The 19,565-nt window shown below is 36.9% G+C and carries 22 protein-coding genes; 8 read left to right on the plus strand and 14 right to left on the minus strand.

The genetic code is table 11. From position 1 onward, the window contains the following. The first annotated feature begins 116 nt into the window (after nt 1-116). Nucleotides 117-674 (plus strand): Crp/Fnr family transcriptional regulator, encoded by a 558-nt coding sequence (locus B8967_RS03995; RefSeq protein ID WP_047496345.1) that lies wholly within the window; start codon nt 117-119, stop codon nt 672-674. A gap of 77 nt (nt 675-751) precedes the next feature. Further along, the gene (locus tag B8967_RS04000; RefSeq protein ID WP_084084564.1) at nt 752-1,555 is read left to right on the plus strand and encodes an SDR family oxidoreductase; all 804 of its coding nucleotides are present in this window, start codon (nt 752-754) and stop codon (nt 1,553-1,555) included. A gap of 136 nt (nt 1,556-1,691) precedes the next feature. Here B8967_RS04000 and B8967_RS04005 read toward each other — a convergent pair whose 3' ends face one another. After that, complete coding sequence (locus B8967_RS04005) at nt 1,692-2,555, minus strand: LysR family transcriptional regulator (protein WP_084084566.1); 864 nt, start codon at nt 2,553-2,555, stop codon at nt 1,692-1,694. A 94-nt stretch (nt 2,556-2,649) separates the two neighbouring features. Between B8967_RS04005 and B8967_RS04010 the strand changes: the two genes are divergently transcribed. Then, nucleotides 2,650-3,627, plus strand: coding sequence for an alpha/beta fold hydrolase (locus tag B8967_RS04010; protein WP_084084568.1), 978 nt, complete (start codon nt 2,650-2,652; stop codon nt 3,625-3,627). Nucleotides 3,628-3,761: 134 nt separating this feature from the next. Here the strand turns inward: B8967_RS04010 and B8967_RS04015 are convergent, their stop codons facing one another. The 3 genes from B8967_RS04015 to B8967_RS04025 all read right to left on the minus strand — a co-directional run bounded on the left by B8967_RS04015 (nt 3,762) and on the right by B8967_RS04025 (nt 5,699). Beyond that, nucleotides 3,762-4,127 (minus strand): VOC family protein, encoded by a 366-nt coding sequence (locus B8967_RS04015; RefSeq protein ID WP_084084570.1) that lies wholly within the window; start codon nt 4,125-4,127, stop codon nt 3,762-3,764. 49 nt (nt 4,128-4,176) lie between these two features. After that, nucleotides 4,177-4,770, minus strand: coding sequence for a dihydrofolate reductase family protein (locus B8967_RS04020; protein ID WP_084084572.1), 594 nt, complete (start codon nt 4,768-4,770; stop codon nt 4,177-4,179). A gap of 62 nt (nt 4,771-4,832) precedes the next feature. Next, entirely contained in the window at nt 4,833-5,699 is an 867-nt protein-coding gene (locus tag B8967_RS04025) for an alpha/beta fold hydrolase (protein WP_084084574.1), read from the minus strand. A gap of 282 nt (nt 5,700-5,981) precedes the next feature. Here B8967_RS04025 and B8967_RS22750 point away from each other — a divergent pair, with 282 nt between their 5' ends. Further along, on the plus strand, nt 5,982-6,125 hold the full coding sequence (locus tag B8967_RS22750; RefSeq protein WP_157845090.1) for a bacteriocin-like protein: 144 nt from the start codon (nt 5,982-5,984) through the stop codon (nt 6,123-6,125). 31 nt (nt 6,126-6,156) lie between these two features. Further along, entirely contained in the window at nt 6,157-6,303 is a 147-nt protein-coding gene (locus B8967_RS22755) for a bacteriocin-like protein (protein ID WP_410493777.1), read from the plus strand. A gap of 1,154 nt (nt 6,304-7,457) precedes the next feature. On the opposite strand, the gene B8967_RS04030 is transcribed toward B8967_RS22755, so the two are convergent. Next, nucleotides 7,458-8,288, minus strand: a complete 831-nt coding sequence (locus tag B8967_RS04030; protein WP_179140024.1) for a helix-turn-helix domain-containing protein — start codon at nt 8,286-8,288, stop codon at nt 7,458-7,460. 409 nt (nt 8,289-8,697) lie between these two features. On the opposite strand from B8967_RS04030, the gene B8967_RS04035 reads away from it, so the two are divergent. Then, nucleotides 8,698-9,522 (plus strand): helix-turn-helix domain-containing protein, encoded by an 825-nt coding sequence (locus B8967_RS04035; RefSeq protein ID WP_084084578.1) that lies wholly within the window; start codon nt 8,698-8,700, stop codon nt 9,520-9,522. A gap of 123 nt (nt 9,523-9,645) precedes the next feature. Here the strand turns inward: B8967_RS04035 and B8967_RS04040 are convergent, their stop codons facing one another. The 8 genes from B8967_RS04040 to B8967_RS04075 all read right to left on the minus strand — a co-directional run bounded on the left by B8967_RS04040 (nt 9,646) and on the right by B8967_RS04075 (nt 15,965). Then, nucleotides 9,646-9,960 (minus strand): transposase, encoded by a 315-nt coding sequence (locus B8967_RS04040; RefSeq protein ID WP_084084580.1) that lies wholly within the window; start codon nt 9,958-9,960, stop codon nt 9,646-9,648. A gap of 27 nt (nt 9,961-9,987) precedes the next feature. Continuing rightward, nucleotides 9,988-10,425 (minus strand): transposase, encoded by a 438-nt coding sequence (locus B8967_RS04045; protein WP_084084582.1) that lies wholly within the window; start codon nt 10,423-10,425, stop codon nt 9,988-9,990. Nucleotides 10,426-10,604: 179 nt separating this feature from the next. After that, the gene (locus B8967_RS04050) at nt 10,605-11,429 is read right to left on the minus strand and encodes a helix-turn-helix domain-containing protein (RefSeq protein ID WP_084084584.1); all 825 of its coding nucleotides are present in this window, start codon (nt 11,427-11,429) and stop codon (nt 10,605-10,607) included. A gap of 97 nt (nt 11,430-11,526) precedes the next feature. Continuing rightward, nucleotides 11,527-12,393, minus strand: coding sequence for a helix-turn-helix domain-containing protein (locus B8967_RS04055; protein WP_084084586.1), 867 nt, complete (start codon nt 12,391-12,393; stop codon nt 11,527-11,529). 158 nt (nt 12,394-12,551) lie between these two features. After that, a complete protein-coding gene (locus tag B8967_RS04060) occupies nt 12,552-13,397 on the minus strand; it encodes a hypothetical protein (RefSeq protein ID WP_084084588.1) in 846 nt (281 codons plus the stop codon). A gap of 260 nt (nt 13,398-13,657) precedes the next feature. Then, on the minus strand, nt 13,658-14,434 hold the full coding sequence (locus B8967_RS04065) for a hypothetical protein (RefSeq protein WP_084084590.1): 777 nt from the start codon (nt 14,432-14,434) through the stop codon (nt 13,658-13,660). A gap of 4 nt (nt 14,435-14,438) precedes the next feature. Continuing rightward, nucleotides 14,439-15,200: a hypothetical protein gene (locus B8967_RS04070; protein ID WP_143330460.1), complete on the minus strand. Its 762-nt coding sequence runs from the start codon at nt 15,198-15,200 to the stop codon at nt 14,439-14,441. Nucleotides 15,201-15,212: 12 nt separating this feature from the next. Next, a complete protein-coding gene (locus tag B8967_RS04075) occupies nt 15,213-15,965 on the minus strand; it encodes a hypothetical protein (protein WP_143330461.1) in 753 nt (250 codons plus the stop codon). A 431-nt stretch (nt 15,966-16,396) separates the two neighbouring features. Here B8967_RS04075 and B8967_RS04080 point away from each other — a divergent pair, with 431 nt between their 5' ends. Both B8967_RS04080 and B8967_RS04085 read left to right on the plus strand, forming a co-directional pair. Further along, entirely contained in the window at nt 16,397-17,854 is a 1,458-nt protein-coding gene (locus B8967_RS04080; protein ID WP_179140025.1) for a DUF11 domain-containing protein, read from the plus strand. A 21-nt stretch (nt 17,855-17,875) separates the two neighbouring features. Then, nucleotides 17,876-18,421 carry a hypothetical protein gene (locus tag B8967_RS04085; RefSeq protein ID WP_084084598.1) on the plus strand — a complete coding sequence of 182 codons (546 nt, stop codon included), beginning with the start codon at nt 17,876-17,878 and terminating at the stop codon, nt 18,419-18,421. A 270-nt stretch (nt 18,422-18,691) separates the two neighbouring features. On the opposite strand, the gene B8967_RS04095 is transcribed toward B8967_RS04085, so the two are convergent. Beyond that, nucleotides 18,692-19,537, minus strand: coding sequence for an AraC family transcriptional regulator (locus tag B8967_RS04095; RefSeq protein WP_084084946.1), 846 nt, complete (start codon nt 19,535-19,537; stop codon nt 18,692-18,694). Nucleotides 19,538-19,565 lie beyond the last annotated feature (28 nt).

Below are 19,565 nucleotides of genomic sequence, written 5' to 3' on the forward strand. Positions count from 1 at the left end.
ACAGATGCTATCTCTGAGATTTCAGGTACTTTATCCTATAGTCCTCCAGGGATTAAAAAAATACTTTTTACCAAATGGTAATTCATCACAAAGCAATTATTGCTAATTTTATGGTAATGGAAGAGTTTATAGAATACATACTGCTGTTTGGTAACCTGAACCAACAGCAAATAGATCTGATTACAAGTAAAGCAAAAGAAATAGAGCTTAACAAAGATGAATATTTTGCAGAAGCGGGTAAGGTTTTGAGACAGGTCGGATTTATTACTGACGGCATATTCCGTATTTGCTATTACAACAATAAAGGGGAAGAAATTACCAAAATTTTCATAGAAGAAAAGCATTTGCTGTTTAACCTCAAAAATGTGCCTTCTACGGAATATATTCAGGCAGCAACACATTGTAAGCTTCTTGTATTTTCCAATTCCGACTGGAAAGAAATCTCCGACACCATCATGGACTGGGAAAATATTGTTCAGAAAATTACCAATAAATCGCTGGCTCAAAAACTTGAAAGGGTAAGCCCCTTGGTATCACAAGATGCCACCACACGCTATCTGGAGTTCATGGAAAAATATCCAACACTTGTCAACCGTATTCCCCTTTCATACATCGCTTCTTATCTGGGAATTACACAACAATCGTTAAGCAGAATAAGAAAAAATATACGTTAAGCTGCTTTTTACCAAATGGTAAACAGGTTCATTTTTTAACGATGCATTTTTGCAGTATCAATTGTAAAAATTTAAAAATGAACAAAACAATTTTCATTACAGGAGCTTCTTCGGGATTAGGAAAAGCAGCCGCCCAATTATTTGCCTCAAAAGGCTGGACTGTAATTGCTGCGATGCGACACCCCGAAAAAGAAACAGAACTTACGCAGCTAGCCAACGTCCATCTTTTGAAATTAGATATCAGCAATGTCAGACAAATTGTTCAGGCAGCATCTGAAGCAGAGGAAATAAGCCCGGTAGATGTGCTGTTTAACAATGCGGCTTATGGACTTATGGGTGCTTTTGAAGGAACTACCGATGAACAGCTGGCCCAGCAAATCAATACCAACTTTTTAGGAACAATCCTTGTTACAAAAGCATTCCTTCCCTATTTCAGAACCAGAAAAAACGGAACCATTATTACAGTAACATCTTCTACCGCAAACATTCCTTATCCATTTGTTGCTGTTTATGCGGCAACAAAATCGGCATTGGAAACATGGACAGAAGGAATGAGTTATGAATTAAACGGACTGGGTATAGGGATCAAAACCATACTGCCCGCTTATATGCAGACCAATTTTGGTAGTAATGCACAAATGGTTACCCATGAAGCTTATCAGGAGGTTTTTGATCAATATATTACTGCGATGAGAGGAGATGCTGCCGCCCAGCGTGACACTCCCGAAAGTATTGCAAACATAGTGTATGAAGCAGCTACAGATGGTAAAAAACAATTGCATTATACAGCTGGTGATCTCGCCTCAACAGAGTACACATGGTTAAGAAAAGATGGAATTGATGCGGTAATTGACAGTATGCAAAAACGATTTTTCAGGTAAAAGTACCTATATCTGAATATAACAATATTGTTTTATAAAGAGAATGGAAGTTATTCTTTTTTTCACACTTCTAAGCGGATTAACAATTTTAAAAGGGATATTCATTATCCCTTTTTTTATTGAACACCCTAGTTTTTCATAATGGTGAATACATATCTATAAAACACTGTAAAGCTCTTGACTGAGGGCCGTCTTTTCTAAAAACAAGTACAGTATTCATTGTTCCCAATTGCCTGTTCAGACCATAGCTCTTTATTTTCCTCCCCGAATAATAGTTGGAGATCACTTCTTCCGGCAGTAAACTGATTCCCAGGCCGGCTTCCACGAAGTTGATAATTCCCTCTATAGAATTCAGTACAGTACTTTTGTAATTAAGAATCCCTTTATGGCTTAGCCAGGATTCTAATCTCCCCCTGAAAATACATCCCTCATCAAAAACTATAATTTTCAATGGTTCTTTTAACATAAGGGCCTGTAGCGATGGTCCTTCCGAAGATGACAAAATAACGAGCCGTTCCTCCTTTATATTTATCTTTTCCAATCCGTTGATCGTAAGAGGAGCTGAGACAAAAGCTGCATCAAGCTTATAATTCAGAACATCGGATATCAGTGAATTCCGGGTATCTGACTTAAATTCTAATTCGATACCGGGATATTTTTCTTCAAAAGCATTGAGCATTTCAGGTACTTTTAATGCCATCGTTGTTTCTATACATCCTATTTTCAGACTGCCATTCACATGACTACTGCTTAGGATGTTGCGCTTTGCTTCCTCCATCAAATGCTGAATCTGTTTACAATACTGCATCAGGATGATCCCTTCGGAAGTAAGTTCTACTTTGCGGGATGTACGTGAGAAAAGTTTAGCCCCAAACTCATCCTCAAGGCTTTTTATCCTCGCTGTGACATTGGACTGAACGGTAAACATCGTGGAAGCTGCTTTTGTGAAACTTCCACTCTCTGCTACAGCTTCAAATATTTTCAAATCGTTTGTATTCATCTCAATTCATCATAAAAAGTGATTACAATAATCAAAACTAATCGTTTTTAATAATCAAATATCCGTATTAATTTTGAATGTTCAAAAAAAATAAATGAAAAGAATATGTAAACGGGTAATTGTAGGTTTGTCACTTGGCTTATCCGTAAACCATTTGACGCTGGCACAATCCAATCAAAAGTTAAATTTAAATAATCACAGTATGAAAGACCATTCCATCCATTATTGCAACGTTAAAGTAAACGGGTTAAACTTATTTTACAGAGAAGCAGGCCCTTCACAGGCGCCTACTATACTTTTACTGCACGGCTACCCTACCTCATCTCATATGTTCAGGAATCTGATTCCTATGCTCAGCAAAAATTATCACGTAATAGCTCCCGATTTACCTAGATTCGGTTATTCGGATGCTCCGGATCATACACAGTTCAGTTATACATTCGACAATCTTACTGCCACCATACAGGCGTTTGTTGATACCATGGAAATGAAACGGTTTACTATTTATATCTTTGACTATGGTGCACCGGTAGGCTTACGCCTGGCAATGAACAATCCGGAAAAGATTACGGGTATCATTTCCCAAAATGGAAATGCTTACGAAGAAGGTTTAAGTAATGAATGGAATCCGATCCAAAAATACTGGAAGGATCCATCGGAAGCCAACCGGACTGCACTGAAAGGCTTTGTATCTAAAGAAGTGACAAAGTTTCAGTACCATCATGGTGTATCTGATCCATCTTTAATAGCTCCGGAAACCTACACGCTGGACCAGAAATTCCTTGACAGACCCGGCAATATAGAGATACAGCTGGATTTAATGAAAGATTACAGAACCAATGTAGCCTTATATCCTAAATTCCACGAGTATTTCAGGAAACACCAACCCAAAATGCTATTGGTATGGGGAAACAAAGATCCGTACTTTTTACCGGCAGGAGCTGAAGCTTATAAAAAAGATATACCGAATGCCAGGCTTACGTTTTATGACACCGGACACTTCGCACTGGAAACTAACGCCGAAGAAATCGGAGAAGAAATACTCAAATTTATGGAGACAGTACCTGAATAAATGAATCAATAAGATTCCAAAAAAAGCAGAAATCATTTGATCTCTGCTTTTTTGTAAGGGTCTTTACCCCGAATATGCTGTAAAAAGTTCTAAGATGCCAACTCCCATTAGCCTGAAATTGGCATGTACTGTTATTATGTTTGTTGTATATTAAACACTGTACCTGCAGGATCGGTAATCCAATGCATATTTTCAGGAAGTTCCTCAATTTCGTCACAGGTTTCCACACCGTTTGACCGCAGATATTCTGCTGCCTCTTCCACGTTAGGAACGGTAAGCTGTAACCAGGTTTCAGAGTGCGTGTAGTTATCCACACAATCTAACCATATTATATTGTTGCCGAATTTCACTTCATGTGTTCTGGACACAGTGGGATTATCAATGGGTTTCTCTTCGACCTCCAATTTCAAAATGTCTCTGTAAAAAACAAGTGTTTTTTCATATTTACTTTTGGGAATTTTTATGGCTATATTAATTCCTGCTTCAAATTTTGTGTCCATAGTATACGTTTTCAGTAATTGTACAATATAATTCAATAGATAAGCTTACCTAGATTTCAATATTACCTGTTATAACCTCACCGGCCCGTTTATAATGAGCGATGATCACTCCTTTTGAGGTCATATGACTCTCTGCCAGGATAAAGGCTGCCGGAACTGCATTGTGGTCAAACAGTCTTTTTCCTTCGCCAAGAATCACCGGGTAAATTTTAAGCCGAAGTTCATCCACAAGGTCGTGCTTCAGCAACAAATGAATAAGCTCACTACTCCCCCAAACCTGAATATCAGCACCTTCAGACTGTTTAAGATTCTGTATGTCCGTCAAATTTCTGAGAAAAACGGTATGCTTCCAATCCGACTGTTCCATAGTTTGGGACAGTACATATTTTGTTCCCTCATTGATAGCCGGCCAAAATTTAGCATGATCCGGCCAGTACGATGAAAAAATATCAAATGTCTTTCTTCCCAAAAGATAATCAGCCGGCTTCATTTCTTCATGCATGATCCGCCCAAAAAGTTCATCACCATAAGATACTGTCCAGCCACCATATTTGAAGTCTCCGGATACATCTTCTTCAGGACCGCCAGGTCCCTGCATTACACCATCCAGTGTAATCATTGATAAAACGGTTATTTTTCTCATATTGATCTATTTATGAATTAAGATAAAATCTGTCATCTAACTTTACCGGGTAACATATTAAGTTATTTTAAAAAACCGTTCAGATAGCTGAGGATCGTTGCAGTCTGCATCATCAGGCTGACATGTCCCTGTCCCGGAACAATCGCCAGCTGAGATTTCGGCATGGGAGCCATATCAGCGGAGACACCTCCACCCAGTAATGTATAGGTTTTTGCAAGCTCCGTTTTATCCAGGCCATCATTATCACCGGATATGATTAAAACGGGTGCAGAAATTTTTGAAATATTGGAATCCCCCAAATCAAATGGCTGTCCGGCAGATGCTATCATTTGCTCCAGAAATTTTGTCCATTTTGTTTTATCTGGAGCTACAGCATTATAAGCTTCCTGCATAGGGCTGTTCATAAAAAGATCCGGTTTCATCACCTTAAAAGCATTCCTTACTTCAGGAAGCCAACCGGTACTTTTATAGGTAGCAGAAATAATCACCAGTTTATTTACTCTTTCAGGACTCTGTATGGCAAACTGGTAAGCCACGGCTCCGCCAAAACTATAGCCTAGAACATCGGCCTTTTCAATTTTAAGATAGTCCATGACCTTGGCTACATCGCCGGCTAAAGTAGTATGCGCTAATTTCCTTTCTGAAAACGGTGTATGCCCATGTCCCTGCAATTCAAGGGCTATTACTTTACGGGTCTTCGACAGCTCCGGGATCAGCTGTCCCCAATTCATATCAATGGTCATAAAAGCACCATGTAATAATACAATAGGCTTACCTTCACCATACACTTCATAATATACTTTGGTATTGTTAACGGGTACATAACCACTACCAGATGGGGTTAGCTTTTGCCCGTAGAATTCTGATACTGTCAGCATCATGAAGAGCACAATGAGCAAGGGTGTAAGAAACTTAAATAAATTTTTCATAATATGATGTTTAGGTTAATCAAAAAACTCTTATTCAAAATTACCAAGTACCTGGGAAAACTCACTTGCCACAAGACAAGATTTTATCCTGATACAATCATTTTTTGCATTCCGTTTAAACAGGTATTTCTACACGCATCCAGGCCTCTTCGGATTATTTAATTAACAAATTTTAAGACAAAACACCAATATCACAAACTCAATAAAGATAAAAAATTCAGAATAATTTCACTTCAGTTAATAAAAATTGATTAATTTCGAATTACAAATAAGCTTAATATTATGAAAAATTTAAAAAAAATCCAAAGACAGGAAATGAAATCAATCAAAGGGGGAATTAACTGCCCAGGTGGTCAAATATGCTTAATCGGCGGAAAGTGGCAATGTATGCCATATGACGGATGTGGTGGTGGAAACCAGCCTTAGTTTTACGTTGAACCCAGTTAATGACTTTATCATGAAAAATTGTAAGAAAATTTCAAGAGATCAGTTAAAAAGTATTAATGGTGGAGCATCAGGTTGTTCCGAAGCATGCTGCCCACCACCGGGAATAAAAAGATGTCCATGGGTGATTTGTATAGCACCTTGTGATATATTAAGTTAAAACTAAAAAGTTATCAATACAGGAAGCCTTAGGATCTCTGATCCTAAGGCTTCTTTGTGAAGAATCAAAACCTATAAAAGTTTCCTCATAGGATACTCTCTACTACTTTTTATATTTAAAGTACCCCTACTATCAATTTGGTAAATAGATACCCACAAAGCCGACACATAGATGCCGGCTTCAACTTATGAAATAATGTGACTAACTGGAAACCAGTAAATGTAACTGAAATCCGGTCTGTAAAAATAAGATGAGTCTTACGCTATAAGATTATTAGAACTATTCCATTATTTGCAAATACTATTCATGGGAGTAAAAACATATATTTGGAATAGGTTCAAATGGGATAAAAGACCTTCAGTTATAATTCATTAAAGTTCCTGAATACATTCAATCATCACCATTGCGAAGTATAATTGATACATTAGCATCACTTTTTCAATATATTATTATGAGGGCCAAAAAAATAGCCGGCCATTCCATATTCATTTCTACTTTTCTAGGCCGGCTTTTTTTGGTTTTTGAAATTCTCTCCCACAATACAATCCCATTATCTATTTTCTCAAAAGGCTGATCAGTGAAATTTTCAAGCACAAGACACGGAAAATATATTCAGACTCCACCTCTTATGCTCAACATCAACTTTTGTTTATTGATTAACTTTCTGATTCCTTTATAAACACTGTTAAAACCTTTATTTATAATTACACTAAACATGCAAATAATTTATATAAGTCCAATCCTTTCCATATCAGATACCTTTGCATCGTAAAAATCAAACTGTAAGGAATGCTTAGAATTAAACAACCTCTTTTATTGAAGACTTGCGGTATGTAATGGAAATAAATGGTCATACTGGAAAAAACAGGATTAAAACACAATACCTTTCCCTCTTCAAGGCGAGCAGAATTTAAATTCTGTTTTGCTAAAACACAAATGGAAAGCGGCTTTTTAAGCCGCTTTTTTTAATATCTCAACAATGAAATTCAATGAAAATAACCAGTATTTTAATTCATCTTATAATTCCTGTCACACTATATATGCTAATATATATGACTAGAAAGTATATCAGGCAACTTAGAAGAGGTCATACAGGAAATACTCCATCACCTAAAACCAGAGTCAGATGACTTTATCATGATACTCCTATACTCTTATTCGCGAAACTTGGTGGGATATAGCCCCGTTTTCCCCTGAAGATATGAAGAAAATGATGCAATACTATAGAAGCCCAGATTAAAAGCAATCTCTTTAACTGTCTGGTCAGAACCCTTTAGAAGCCGCTTGGCTTCCAGCACTATTCTTGCATCAATAAGTTCCTTGGCAGTAACTCCCAGTGTGCTTTTTGTAAGAATATTGAGATAATTAGGGGTTACAGCCAGTTTATCTGCATAGTACGCTACTGCTTTTGATTCAGTAAAATTGACCTCAATCAATTCAATAAAATTTAAGATAATCGGACTTCTTCTGTTCATCACGAGGGCATCCTGTTCTGCTTCATCAATACACTTATTAATAAATGAGAATATAATTTTTACCCTCGAGCTTATTACATCCCAGTTGACAGGCTCTTCTCCAAACTCTTCCTGGATCATTTTAAACTCACGCGACAGCTTTTTGCTGATCTTTGCCGGAATATCAAGAACTGGAAATTTGTTGAGAAGTAACGATGAAAATCTTGAATTGTATAGCTTCATCTCTATAAACTCTTTGGATAAAATCAGCTTATGGCCCTTAGCTCCTTTTTCTGTTTTCCAGGAATGAATTTGTCCGGGAAATGAGATATGAACCTGATTGTCTTTTTCTTCGTACTCAACGAAATCAATAAAATGGCTCCCGAAAGCTTTCTCAAAAAATATAAAAACATAACTATCCGGTGCTCTAAAACCAGAAATCTCACTTTCACCAGCTAAAGGAAAATATGCAATATGATCTTTAATCTGAGCCTCAAACTCAAAATCCTTCTCAATAAACTTATTGTTCATTCGGTACATTTTTATTTCATTTTATCAATTCAACATCCATACCCTTTAATAATTATGATAAAAAAAACAATAAAAACCGAAAGCAATTGAATGTTTTAATATCATAAACAGATGATGATATAATCAACCTGCCAGAAGCATATTACAAAAAGTATTGAACGTACTGTTTTTAACTCATAAACTAAAGTATGTTAGAAATACAGGAAAATTTTAGAAGGTAAAAAAGTGGGCACACCGAGGTAGGCTAAAACCTATGCTTATTACAAATCGATATATTGATTATTTCTGAAGTATGATTACATAAACAGGGTAAGAAATTAAATATATATGAAATTTTCAAAAAAATAATGACAGATAATTGGCACAATTATTATTTATAAGTAATAAATTTAAGTACTAAACCTACACTATGGACGAAACCAACCCAACGCCTGCTAAACTGGCGGATGATGCTGTAGCCTATAAGCAGATCCGCGGTACCGATAGCTATAATAAGACGACCAAATGTACCTACTTCTTAGTGGTGCTCTTTATCAAAGGAAGTGGAATCCATTATATCGATGACCGTGAATTTCCCATTGCTAATAATCAACTTCACTTCTTATTTCCCGGACAGCATCACCACTGGGTTACAGGCCCGGAAACTATTGCCCATAAAATTGTGGTAGGTCAGAAAATATTTGAAACATTTTCAAGCTCAGATGAATTTAGCTTTATGAGACATAATCTCAATCCTGTTTTTAAGCTTTCAGAAACAATGTTTACCCATGTAGATGCTGAAATGGAAGGTATTAAAAGAGACGTAACATTTTTGAATCATGATGATTCATGGAAGAGAATATTACAGCTGCGTATGGATATCCTTGCATCAATGATGAGAAGGGAAGCAGAAAGTTATATTAAAGACAACCTTCTCCCTAGAACTAACGCCATCACAAAAAAGTTTTGGGACCTTATCAATGAGAATTATATTGAACATAAATCTATAAGCTGGTATGCAGATAAACTGGCTGTAACCCCTAATTACCTCAATATTCTTTGTAAAAAACACATGAATATGACCGCTACGGATATGATCCATTATAAAATTATGCAGGAGGCAAAAAAACAGTTGAGATTTTCGGAGGATTCCATCAAAACAATCACCTTTAATCTTGGTTTTGATAATATGGCAGCCTTCTCTTCTTTTTTTAAGAAGAAAAGCAATTTTTCACCAAAAGAATACAGGGCATAGTGTAGGATACAAAGACCTAATTAGTCTTTACACTAGAGTCAAAATATCCGGGAAATAACCTGAACCCAATTGAATAAACAGGCACCTTAAAACGATCTGCGATGCATTTAAAGAAAGTATATTCTAAATTAATATGGTCTTTCTCCACCTGGTAACCGTATTCCGACTCAAGGAAAACATCTTCGCCAATTGCAGATTATTCAGGTTATGCTTTTTTTGATAAGTGAGAATCTCTCTGATCGTCTTTTCATCATAGGCTTTATACTTTTGGTTAGCCTGATGACTTCCAAAAAGGATTTTGTTCAGATGAATCACATCTAAAATCTCCAGTTTGCTTTTCGACAAAATTTTACGACAGTATTCTTCCTTGTATGGGAGTTTCTTTTTGATGAGATCCGAATAAATTCTTTTATAGTCAGGTTCTTTTATATTTTTCATTGTTCACGTATTGTCTGTTAAAAAAACTTAGGACTCAGAATCCAGTTTATTCTCAGAATATTTAAAATTCCATCGCGATAACGTTGATTTTGGAATCCCATATTCTTTAACCACCTGATTTCCGGTCATTTCTCCACTTTCAATCTGTTCTAAAATAAAGCTGATCAGCTCCTGGCTGTAAATATTTTTTCTAAAGACCGGCAAAGCATTAGTTGTATTTGACTTTATATTTTTCGACAACGGAGAATACAAAATAAGATGATGAGAATACAACCTGAAAAAATCATATTCAAGGATTTTACACCATCTCAGTAAATGTTCAACGGAGATATCCTGCTTCTCGTACATGGCTTCAATTTCTGCTAGCGGAAGCTTAAAAAAATTAACGATTCTGTCTTCGTTAAGACCTGACTCTTCTATTCTTAGTTTGATTAATTGTCCAATATGGATGTCCTTAAAATTCATATTATGAAAGATTCTGGAGTTAGTATATTCTGGCTATATTTTCACCGTACAATTTCAAAAGTAGCATTATAAGATGTTTTTAGATAGCAGATATTATTCAATCGGTTTCTGATTTTATAACAAGAAGGGATTTGGAACAAGCTACTCCCTCCTTTGTATATCCCGTGACACTTTGCACCTTACGCCTTCTTTCTGTAAGCCATTGGAGACAGGCCTACGTACTTTTTAAAATATCTGGAAAAGTGAACATAGTTCTGAAAGCTATAATCGTAAGCTATATTAACCAACAAGTCATCTGAAGTCATGATATCTTTTTTAATCATAGGTATAATTACCTTATCTATAACCGCAGATGCTGTTTGTTTTAAATGCTTTTTACACAATACATTGAGATAATTGGCTGTTATACCTAAATTTCCTGCATAAAAATTCACGGTCCTTTCATCTTTAAAATGTTTCCTTATTAATACGATAAACATAAACAACACCGGATGTTGATCATAAATTTGTAAATCTCCGGAAGTTCTCCGTATCTCCCTGCTGATGCTTTGTAAAATAATTTTAGTTTTGGTATCAACGATATATTGCATCACACAAGAGTGTTCAATGATTTCGAAGGCAATATCTCTACATTCTCTTGTCAGCAGACTAAACGTTTCCTGAGAAATATTGATGACAGGGTATTTCTGACATACCATTGACGGAATCTGTATCCCTCCTGTAATTTCTGCATACCTATGTTTAGAGATGAGAATAAGGTGAAAAAGGGATGATTCCGGAAGCCTAAGCTGGTGCACCTGACCGGGAAATACAATATGAACCTGCCTTGCCTCAACAGAATATTCTTTTTCTCCTATCACATGAACTCCTTTTCCTTTTTCAAATAAAAAAAGAGACAATGAATCATCTTTCATGATCATTTCTATTTTGTGAATATCTTTATCAGTACATTCAACATATATAATGTCATTGTTTTTATTATTTTTCCCCAATAAGTGTTTCATCCTAAAAGCATTAAGTAATATAAGGTCATCATCATTCTATCGGCCGTATCTCTCAACACAGTCAATTTTCTTCTCCGGAAAAGCCTGATTTAAAAAATTAATTGATTCCGCTTCTGTTATATTTTATCAAAAAATCGCGGGGAGACATGCCTGTATTGTTGCTAAAAAAGCCTGAGAAACCAGATAGATCTTTAAATCCAAGATCAAAGGCAATCTCTTTTATTGATTTATTAGAATTGATTAGCTGCATTTTAATTTCAAGAATCAATTCATTATTGATGATTGATGAAGCAGTCTTATCAAAATACCTTTTACAAATGATATTAAGGTAATTAGGACTTAGCGACATCCTGTCTGCATAAAATTTTACATTTTTTTCCGTTCTGAAATGCTCTATGACCAATTTGAAAAAATCTGCCAGTCTTTTGGTAGCTGCATTTTCATCATCTATAAAGAAAAGCCTGCAGGCTTCTTTACTGATCATCAGGGTAATGACCCGTATTCTCTGCAATACAATTTCCCAGACATTTTCATTTCTCTGGAGCTCACAATAAATACATTGAAATTCATAAAGCAGTTTATAAAATACCTCAGAAGAAAGCTCAAAACTGGGATGTTTTTTATAAAATGAAAAAGGAAACATCAGATAATTTCCAAACATATTAAGTATTTGTTTTGAGACAATAAACCGATAGGCTTTGGTGCATCTTTCATATTCACATTTATGAATCTGGCCAGGAAAAACAAGATGCATCTGAAAGTCTTGTAATGGAAACTCTCTACCTTCTATTGTATGATTACCTTCAACTTTTTCAAATAAAAAAATGGAAAAAAAATCATGTGATATATCTTTGGAAAGCAAGATGTCATCTTTTAATTCGTGATATTTAACCTCATTGTAAGCATTAAAATCGTATTGAAACTTATCCAAATCAGTAGATTGAGGACTTATTTTTTCAATCATAAAAACAGGTAAAAAAATGATTAGACTAAAAAGAAATTTAATTTTAGAGAAGGACGCTTTAGTATATGAGAGCTCCTTAATCAATGGAATAAGCTGTTTCAACTTCCGGTTCCGTTTCCAAACTTAAAACTGAACTATTTAACTTGTCTTACCAAGGATTATGGTACCGGAAAATTTATAATATCAAGCACTGTGTCTGCATACCCATTATCTCCAAAAGTAGCTCTTATTCCTCCGGAATCCTGAGCAAAAACAAGAGGGTTCAATGTAACAGTATACGTCCCGGCTCCCAATAAAAGCGTACGGCTTCCATTGACCTGATACCCGCTGTTTGTATAAGCTCCTGAATTAGCATTGGCAATGGAAATTCCATCTCTTACTATCAAATAATTATTTAAAGAGCCTCCGGTAATGAACATATTCGCGGCCAGTAATTTTGAAATTCCACCATTCAGAGCCGAACCATTAGCCAGTGCAACATTGGTAATAGGTATTGAAAAAGTAAAGCTAACAAGACCCGGGCGGGTTAATGTAAAACTTCTACTCACTAACGTAGCGGTTCCGTTCGAAGCATTCGCAGAGTTGATAGTCACAGCCCCTCCTCCATTTGCACTTCCCGTTGCTCCTCCTGCGAGTGTTTGAGAATAACGGTGAAATAATCTGACCCATTCTCCATTTGTTCCCCTGGAAGCATCAAAATTATAATATCCTTTTTCCAGAACATTGATAGTCCTGGAGCTTGTATTATTAGGCTGAAGAGGATTGGTAACATAAATAATAACTCCATCCTGTGCTGATCCATACAGAGCATCTTTAGCTTTAAGCTGATCCCCTGTCAGTTTTGGGGCAATGATACCATCTGTTTTCTGTATATCATCTGCTGTAGCCGTTACATCCAGTGTAGCCTTGGGAGACACTGTATTTATACCAATCTGAGCTTTCACGGCAGTTAACAAGATGAAAAAAAGCAATGAAGTAAGTCGTATTTTTTTAAGATTTTGCATAAGATTTTGTTTAAGCTGTAAGTACTTGAAATATCCTTTTCGTGAATTCCAAATGAGGATTAAGTCTTTCTCTGCAAAATTAGGGAGTCATTCTTTTTTATTTATTATACATATTATTCATCAATTTATTCAAATTATAACAATGTTTATCATTTGAATACTACTACTTATCAATTTTCACATATAAAAAGCAGACCTTACTCATAAAGGCCTGCCAAAAGATAACTCAAACAATTTACTAACATTTACTCTGGTGTATTCTAATTTGAATTTTTAATAACACTTATATTACTTGCTACATTCAATGTAAAAGTACCTGTAGCAGTAGAATCACGCATTCTGTACTGTACTTGTACAATATCCCCCGTATTCAGCCAGGCATTCCAATATAACGGAATAAATCCACCACTCCCTCCTCCTGATGTTCCAAACATTGACGTAGCTACTGCAGTTCCGTTCAGTAAAATTCTTCCTCCAAAATATTTATTAGCTCCTGAATTATTGGATCGGGCAATATTGATTCCTCCTGAAAAGGCATACAAACCTGCTTCAGGAATGGTAAATGTACCCGCATCATGCATATTCTGACTATCGAGTGATTCATTAGCAAAATTGACATTCGTCCATGCCGTATACGCAGTAGAAGCATTTGCCGTAACAGTGGCAGCCGGGCGACCAACAAAAAGCGTCGTAGACACATTATTATCCCGGATCACATCTCTGGAATAATTTAAGGTACTCATATCCTCCCATTCGGATCCATTCCATAGATAGTAAGTATCTTTAAGCACATTGGACGGGTTTTGCCCCGCATCTTGAAGGTTATATACCACAATTCCCACATCATCGCCCGTAACGGAAACAGTGGTTATATCATTAATCCCATTGAGCTGTAAGCGGGGAATCAACATCCCTTTATCATCACTTACCACATCCAGTACGCTTCCCTGTGCAGGAGTGGAGGTCCCGATGCCCACCTGGCTTAATACCCAAAGGGGCATGATTAAGGAACAGGCATTGAATAATTTATTTTTCATTGTATTAGTATTTATAAATATTAACTGTTCCGGTTTGCAGCCGGTAATTGTTTTGGGTGTAGACGTATTTAAAGTCCAGCACATCTCCTTTTGTAAATTCCTGAACCATCATCACTGTAGTATATGCCCGATTGGTAGATGTAATATACCTTCCTGAAGCATTATTGATTCCGCTGCCATTTCTGTAAATATTTTGGGAAGATGTACCGTCTCCGTTTGAATTATTTGAAATATTGGTATTGTATTCAATTACATAAGTATTGGTAGCCGGGATCGTATAGGTATTATTTCCCGTATTCCATGCTGTATAAGAATCAATAAGAATTTCGGCTGGTGTTGGGTTAAAGGGAGTCCAGGTCCAGCCTGAGCATGCTCCTGCACCACAGGGTATATTATTTTTCTGTCCTACTGTCGTACTGAAAATCATTAAAGGAATATGACTATCATTGATCACATCCTCTATTCCTTGTGCTGTAGTAAGAGAATAATACTGATTGCCATTTCCCCAATAAGAAACTTCATCATCCAGATTATCTGAAATATTCTGTTGCGCATTATACATCAACAGTCCCCTTGCAGGATCCTGTACCGGAATCTGTGCATCCCCTTTTGCAGAAATTGTCAGAACCGGGATTTTCAATGCTTTATTTCCCATATCCAGTTTCAAAACAGCAGCTTCAGACGTTTGATCTGAGCCAATAACCATTTGTGCATGCCCCTGATTTACCAAAAGGCTAAAAAGTATATGTATTATTTTCTTTTTCATAGCTGAATATTTTTAATGTGATTGGTAAATGGAAACATTGGTATTGTAGATTTGATATGCGGCTCCGGTAGATCTTGCGGTAAAAGAAATAATATCTCCGGCTGACAATGAAGAGGTACAATCATTAGATATTCCTCCAAACTGAAATTTCCGCTGCATGCCATATGCACAGATGTTTGTTCCGTTTCTTCTTACAAAAACAACCTGTTCCCCATTGGCATCTCCGGAAGTATTCCTCATATCAACCGCAAAAGATATAGAATAAACTCCGTCTTCCGGAATGGTATATCCATCATAATCAGGAGCTGTTCCTGTCACTCCGTTTTGAAAATTGTAGTCAAGCTTGTTAAACGTCAGCAATACAGTTGAGTCTGCATTCTGTGTCGCCGGAACCCCCGTCACCAAATTACTTGCAACAAACATGGGAGCCAGAAAAGGAATTTCTAAAATTTTCTCCTCTGCATTTTTATGGCTAAGGAGTTTATTCCAACGGCTTCCATTATAAGAATACAATCCTTTGGTAACAGCTGTATAACCTGTTCCGTTTTCTTCCTGATTATAGACGATAAATCCCTTTACGGGAGAAGGTACCGTACTTTGGTCTTCCGTTGAAGACAAATTAACGATGGGCAACCGCAGTCCTTTACTCCCGGAAACAATATCCAGTACTGCGGATGGATCCGGTTGCGTTGTACCAATCCCCACTTGTCCTGAAAGAACTTCTGTCAGGGATACATAACAACAGATAAGTAGTACTTTTTTCATATTGATAGTTTTAGAAATGGTTTTATATGATAGCGGGGTCTGAGTTCTTGCCAGAGGCAAATAGTACACGACCCCTCACCAGGCATTTTGAGAAGATGAGAGCGAATAATCATTTAAAAAACAGGTGCCATCTTCCCAGATGCTTTCATGAATTATAACATCTAAATTATCAACAATTCTGCGGCATAAGATGTCGTAAATCATTCAATCAGTTACAGATATTATAACCCACTACCTATAGAATCTGAAAAAAACTAAGGGATTAGAGAATGAAAAAAAGATATTGTAAAATCAGAGAACCGTCTATTCAATCTGATATAAAATTCATAACCGATTGAATGATTTGCTGCCGCTCTTCGGTAAAGTATTGAGGTACTTTTGTCACGTTAAAAAATAACAACTACCTCCTCACTACCTAAATGATAAATATTATGGATAAAAAATTACCCATCCTTCTCTTATTCTCGATCGGTTCTCTATTTCCATTGTTTGGCCAGACGGCTCCCAATCTGGAATTTGCTACTGTATCAGGAGATGGAAATCCTACCGGGAACGGTCCTGTAACCACTACAACGATTAATTTTGGAAAAAATACCAATAATCCTTCAGGGACCTCTTTTGCATTATATCAGCCTGTTTTAAGTGCTACTTTTAGCCTTTCAAACCAAACGTACTCCAATGCAGCCCGAATAGGCTGGACTGGTTCGGCAGGGGCTTTAATTTATCCATTAATGAATTCTGCCGGAGCACCGTCCAATAATAATTTCACGTCTTCCGGTGCTGCAACAGGAACAGGGATTAATGTTACCAATAACAGAGGAGTTAATATTACCATAAATGCAGCTGCATTATCCGGACGTCCCACTAATGGAAACTATCCGATGGCAGATCTGACCATTACCTTCAACAGACCTGTGAGCAATCCTATTCTCCATATTGGAGGAATGGGTGGGTTCCAGGGAAATCTGGGGTTTGCAGGAGGATTTGACTATGTCTCATCCAATGTTCCGGTTTCCTTTTCAAGGCTTTCCGGTAACAGTGCAAGTTTTACGATAACTTCTTCCGCTATCAAAAATTCTGCTGTAAATCCTACAGCTAATGGCACCAATTCAGCATCCGGATCAGTATTGGTCAACGGTCAGGGAATAACTACTTTAACGTTGAGAGTGGGAATCAGAGGGGATGGTAATGCCTCTTCCTGGGGAGGAGCAGATGGTATTACGATAGGACTTTCTACATTGGAGAGCAATCTTTCGGTATCCAAAACTGTAGATAATCCAGCTCCTAAAAGCGGTTCCAATGTAGTTTTTACCCTAACAGCAAAAAATAACGGTGCTTCAAACAACACCAATATCAAAGTGACTGATCAGCTTCCGAGCGGTTACAGCTTCATCGGTGCCACAGCAGGAACAGGATCTTACAATACCACCTCAGGAATATGGGATATCGGAAATCTAAATGATGGGGCTTCTTCTGTTTTAAATATCACTGCAAAGGTGAACTATTCTGGGAATTTTACTAATACAGCTAGTATTGGCGGTGATCTGAGTGAAGCTGATTCTTCAGACAACAGTTCTTCTTCTACCCCGAATGTACAGACCGTATGTTATGAGGACCGAAACACAGCCTCAGCAGGTATTGGCTCTAAATTCGGGATTACCACTTTACAAAGAGCAGGCAGCAATACCTGGCCAACGATAAGAAATTCAGCCCATTTGGTCCTGGAATCCGATACGAAAGGGCTTGTTATCAGCCGAATCCCCAAAGCTTCTTTAGGAAATATTACCAATCCCGTTGAAGGAATGATGGTATATGATACGACTGACAAGTGCCTTAAAGTATATGCAGATGGAGTATGGAGCTGTTTTTCAACTCCCACCTGCCCATAATTACGAAATCAATATTAAGTTATGAAAAAGCTATTTACTACTCTATCTGTGATATTTTCAACCATGATGTTTTCACAGGTTATCATTGGAAATGCAACAGGTTCAGCAGCTAACAAAACATCTGTTTTGCTCGAATTTCCGGAAGGACAAAGTAAAGGAATCATCCTTCCTTATACGCGCAGTCTTCCTTCATCCCCTACCGAAGGGACATTACTTCTTGATGCGTCTGCAAATACTGCAGCAAGAATAAAATATTATAACGGGTCCTGGATTGATCTGAGTGGGCAGGATGCTGACATCAGCACCACTCTTTCCAACCAGCCAACAAGTGCTCAGGTCTCAGAAGAATCGAATGCAAAGGTTATTATCGGTTCCAATAGTTCCTCAGCCAACGGAGTACTGGTGTTGGAATCTCAAACAAAGGCTATGCTTCTTCCTGCGGCAGAAACTACGGACGAGATTCCCAACCCGTCTCCCGGAATGATTGTTTTTATCCGTAAAAACGGAGCCAAAAGACTTGCTGTATTTAATGGAAGTAAGTGGTCATATTGGATGGCCGCCATATAGATCAACTATTTGTCTCTTAAAAAACACCTTACCTCATTCAAATTTATAACACAAACCTTGAAAAACGGAGAAAGGATATCTATTCTTTTCTCTGTTATTTTTTTGTTTTTCTTGCTGCCAAGAATGAGTATGGGTAAAGAACAAATAAAAGATAATCATGTAATATAAGCAAACAGGGACAGCTGCATTTAAAACAGATACTATTATTAATTCAAGGTTTTTCATGGTATTTATTGTAATCTCAAAAATTTAGAAATGAGAATAAGATCATTAAGCCATTGATACAAGACCTTTTGTCTTTTTGAACTCCGTTAAGCTCATATGATGTCGTTTTTTAAAAAATTTATTCAGGTGGCTTTCATCTGAAAAACCAAACTCGGTTACAATTTCATTGACCCGCATATCACTGAAAAGAAGGCGGTGCTCGATCAATCTTATTTTATAATTCAATATAAAATGCTGTATGGTTTCTCCACATTGTTTTTTAAAGTAGCTCCCCAGGTAGCTTTCAGAAAACCCAAACTTCTGGGAGATCGCAGAAACCTTTAACAATGCCGGATCATGGATATTTCCCTGGATATAATCAATGATATCAAGGACTCTTTTATCGGTATTGGAAGCTACATTCTCCGCTCTCATCTTTGAAATATTTCTGGCTGCTATTACAATCAATGCGTTCACATAATGCAGAGTCAGTTCCTCATGGTAGAGGTCAGGATGATTCAGGCCATGGAGCAACGAAACGACGATTGAATCAACCAAGACAATGTCAGGCTTATTCTGCAAAATACATCCGGATAAAAAAGAAGCTCCATACAACAGACACTCCATCGAATTAATACTGTTCCACTTGTATTCCTTTACATACCGTTCACTGAACTTCACCAACAAAAGATCTGTTTTTTCAATAATTTCCAGATAGTGCAGATCATTGGGTGTCAGGAGAATCAGGCTTCCTTCACTGTAAGAGGCCATATTATTATTGATCTTAAGAAATCCTTTTCCTGAAATGACATATACAATCTGGAAAAAGGAGAATTGACTGTCTTTTAAGGGACAGTTGGCAGCCTGATGGTATTCTACCTTTACCAATTGATCTATATTCTCTCTTTTCATAAGACAAAAATACCCATTTATCATTAAA

This window comes from Chryseobacterium sp. YR221, assembly GCF_900176315.1.
GTDB lineage: Bacteria > Bacteroidota > Bacteroidia > Flavobacteriales > Weeksellaceae > Chryseobacterium > Chryseobacterium rhizosphaerae.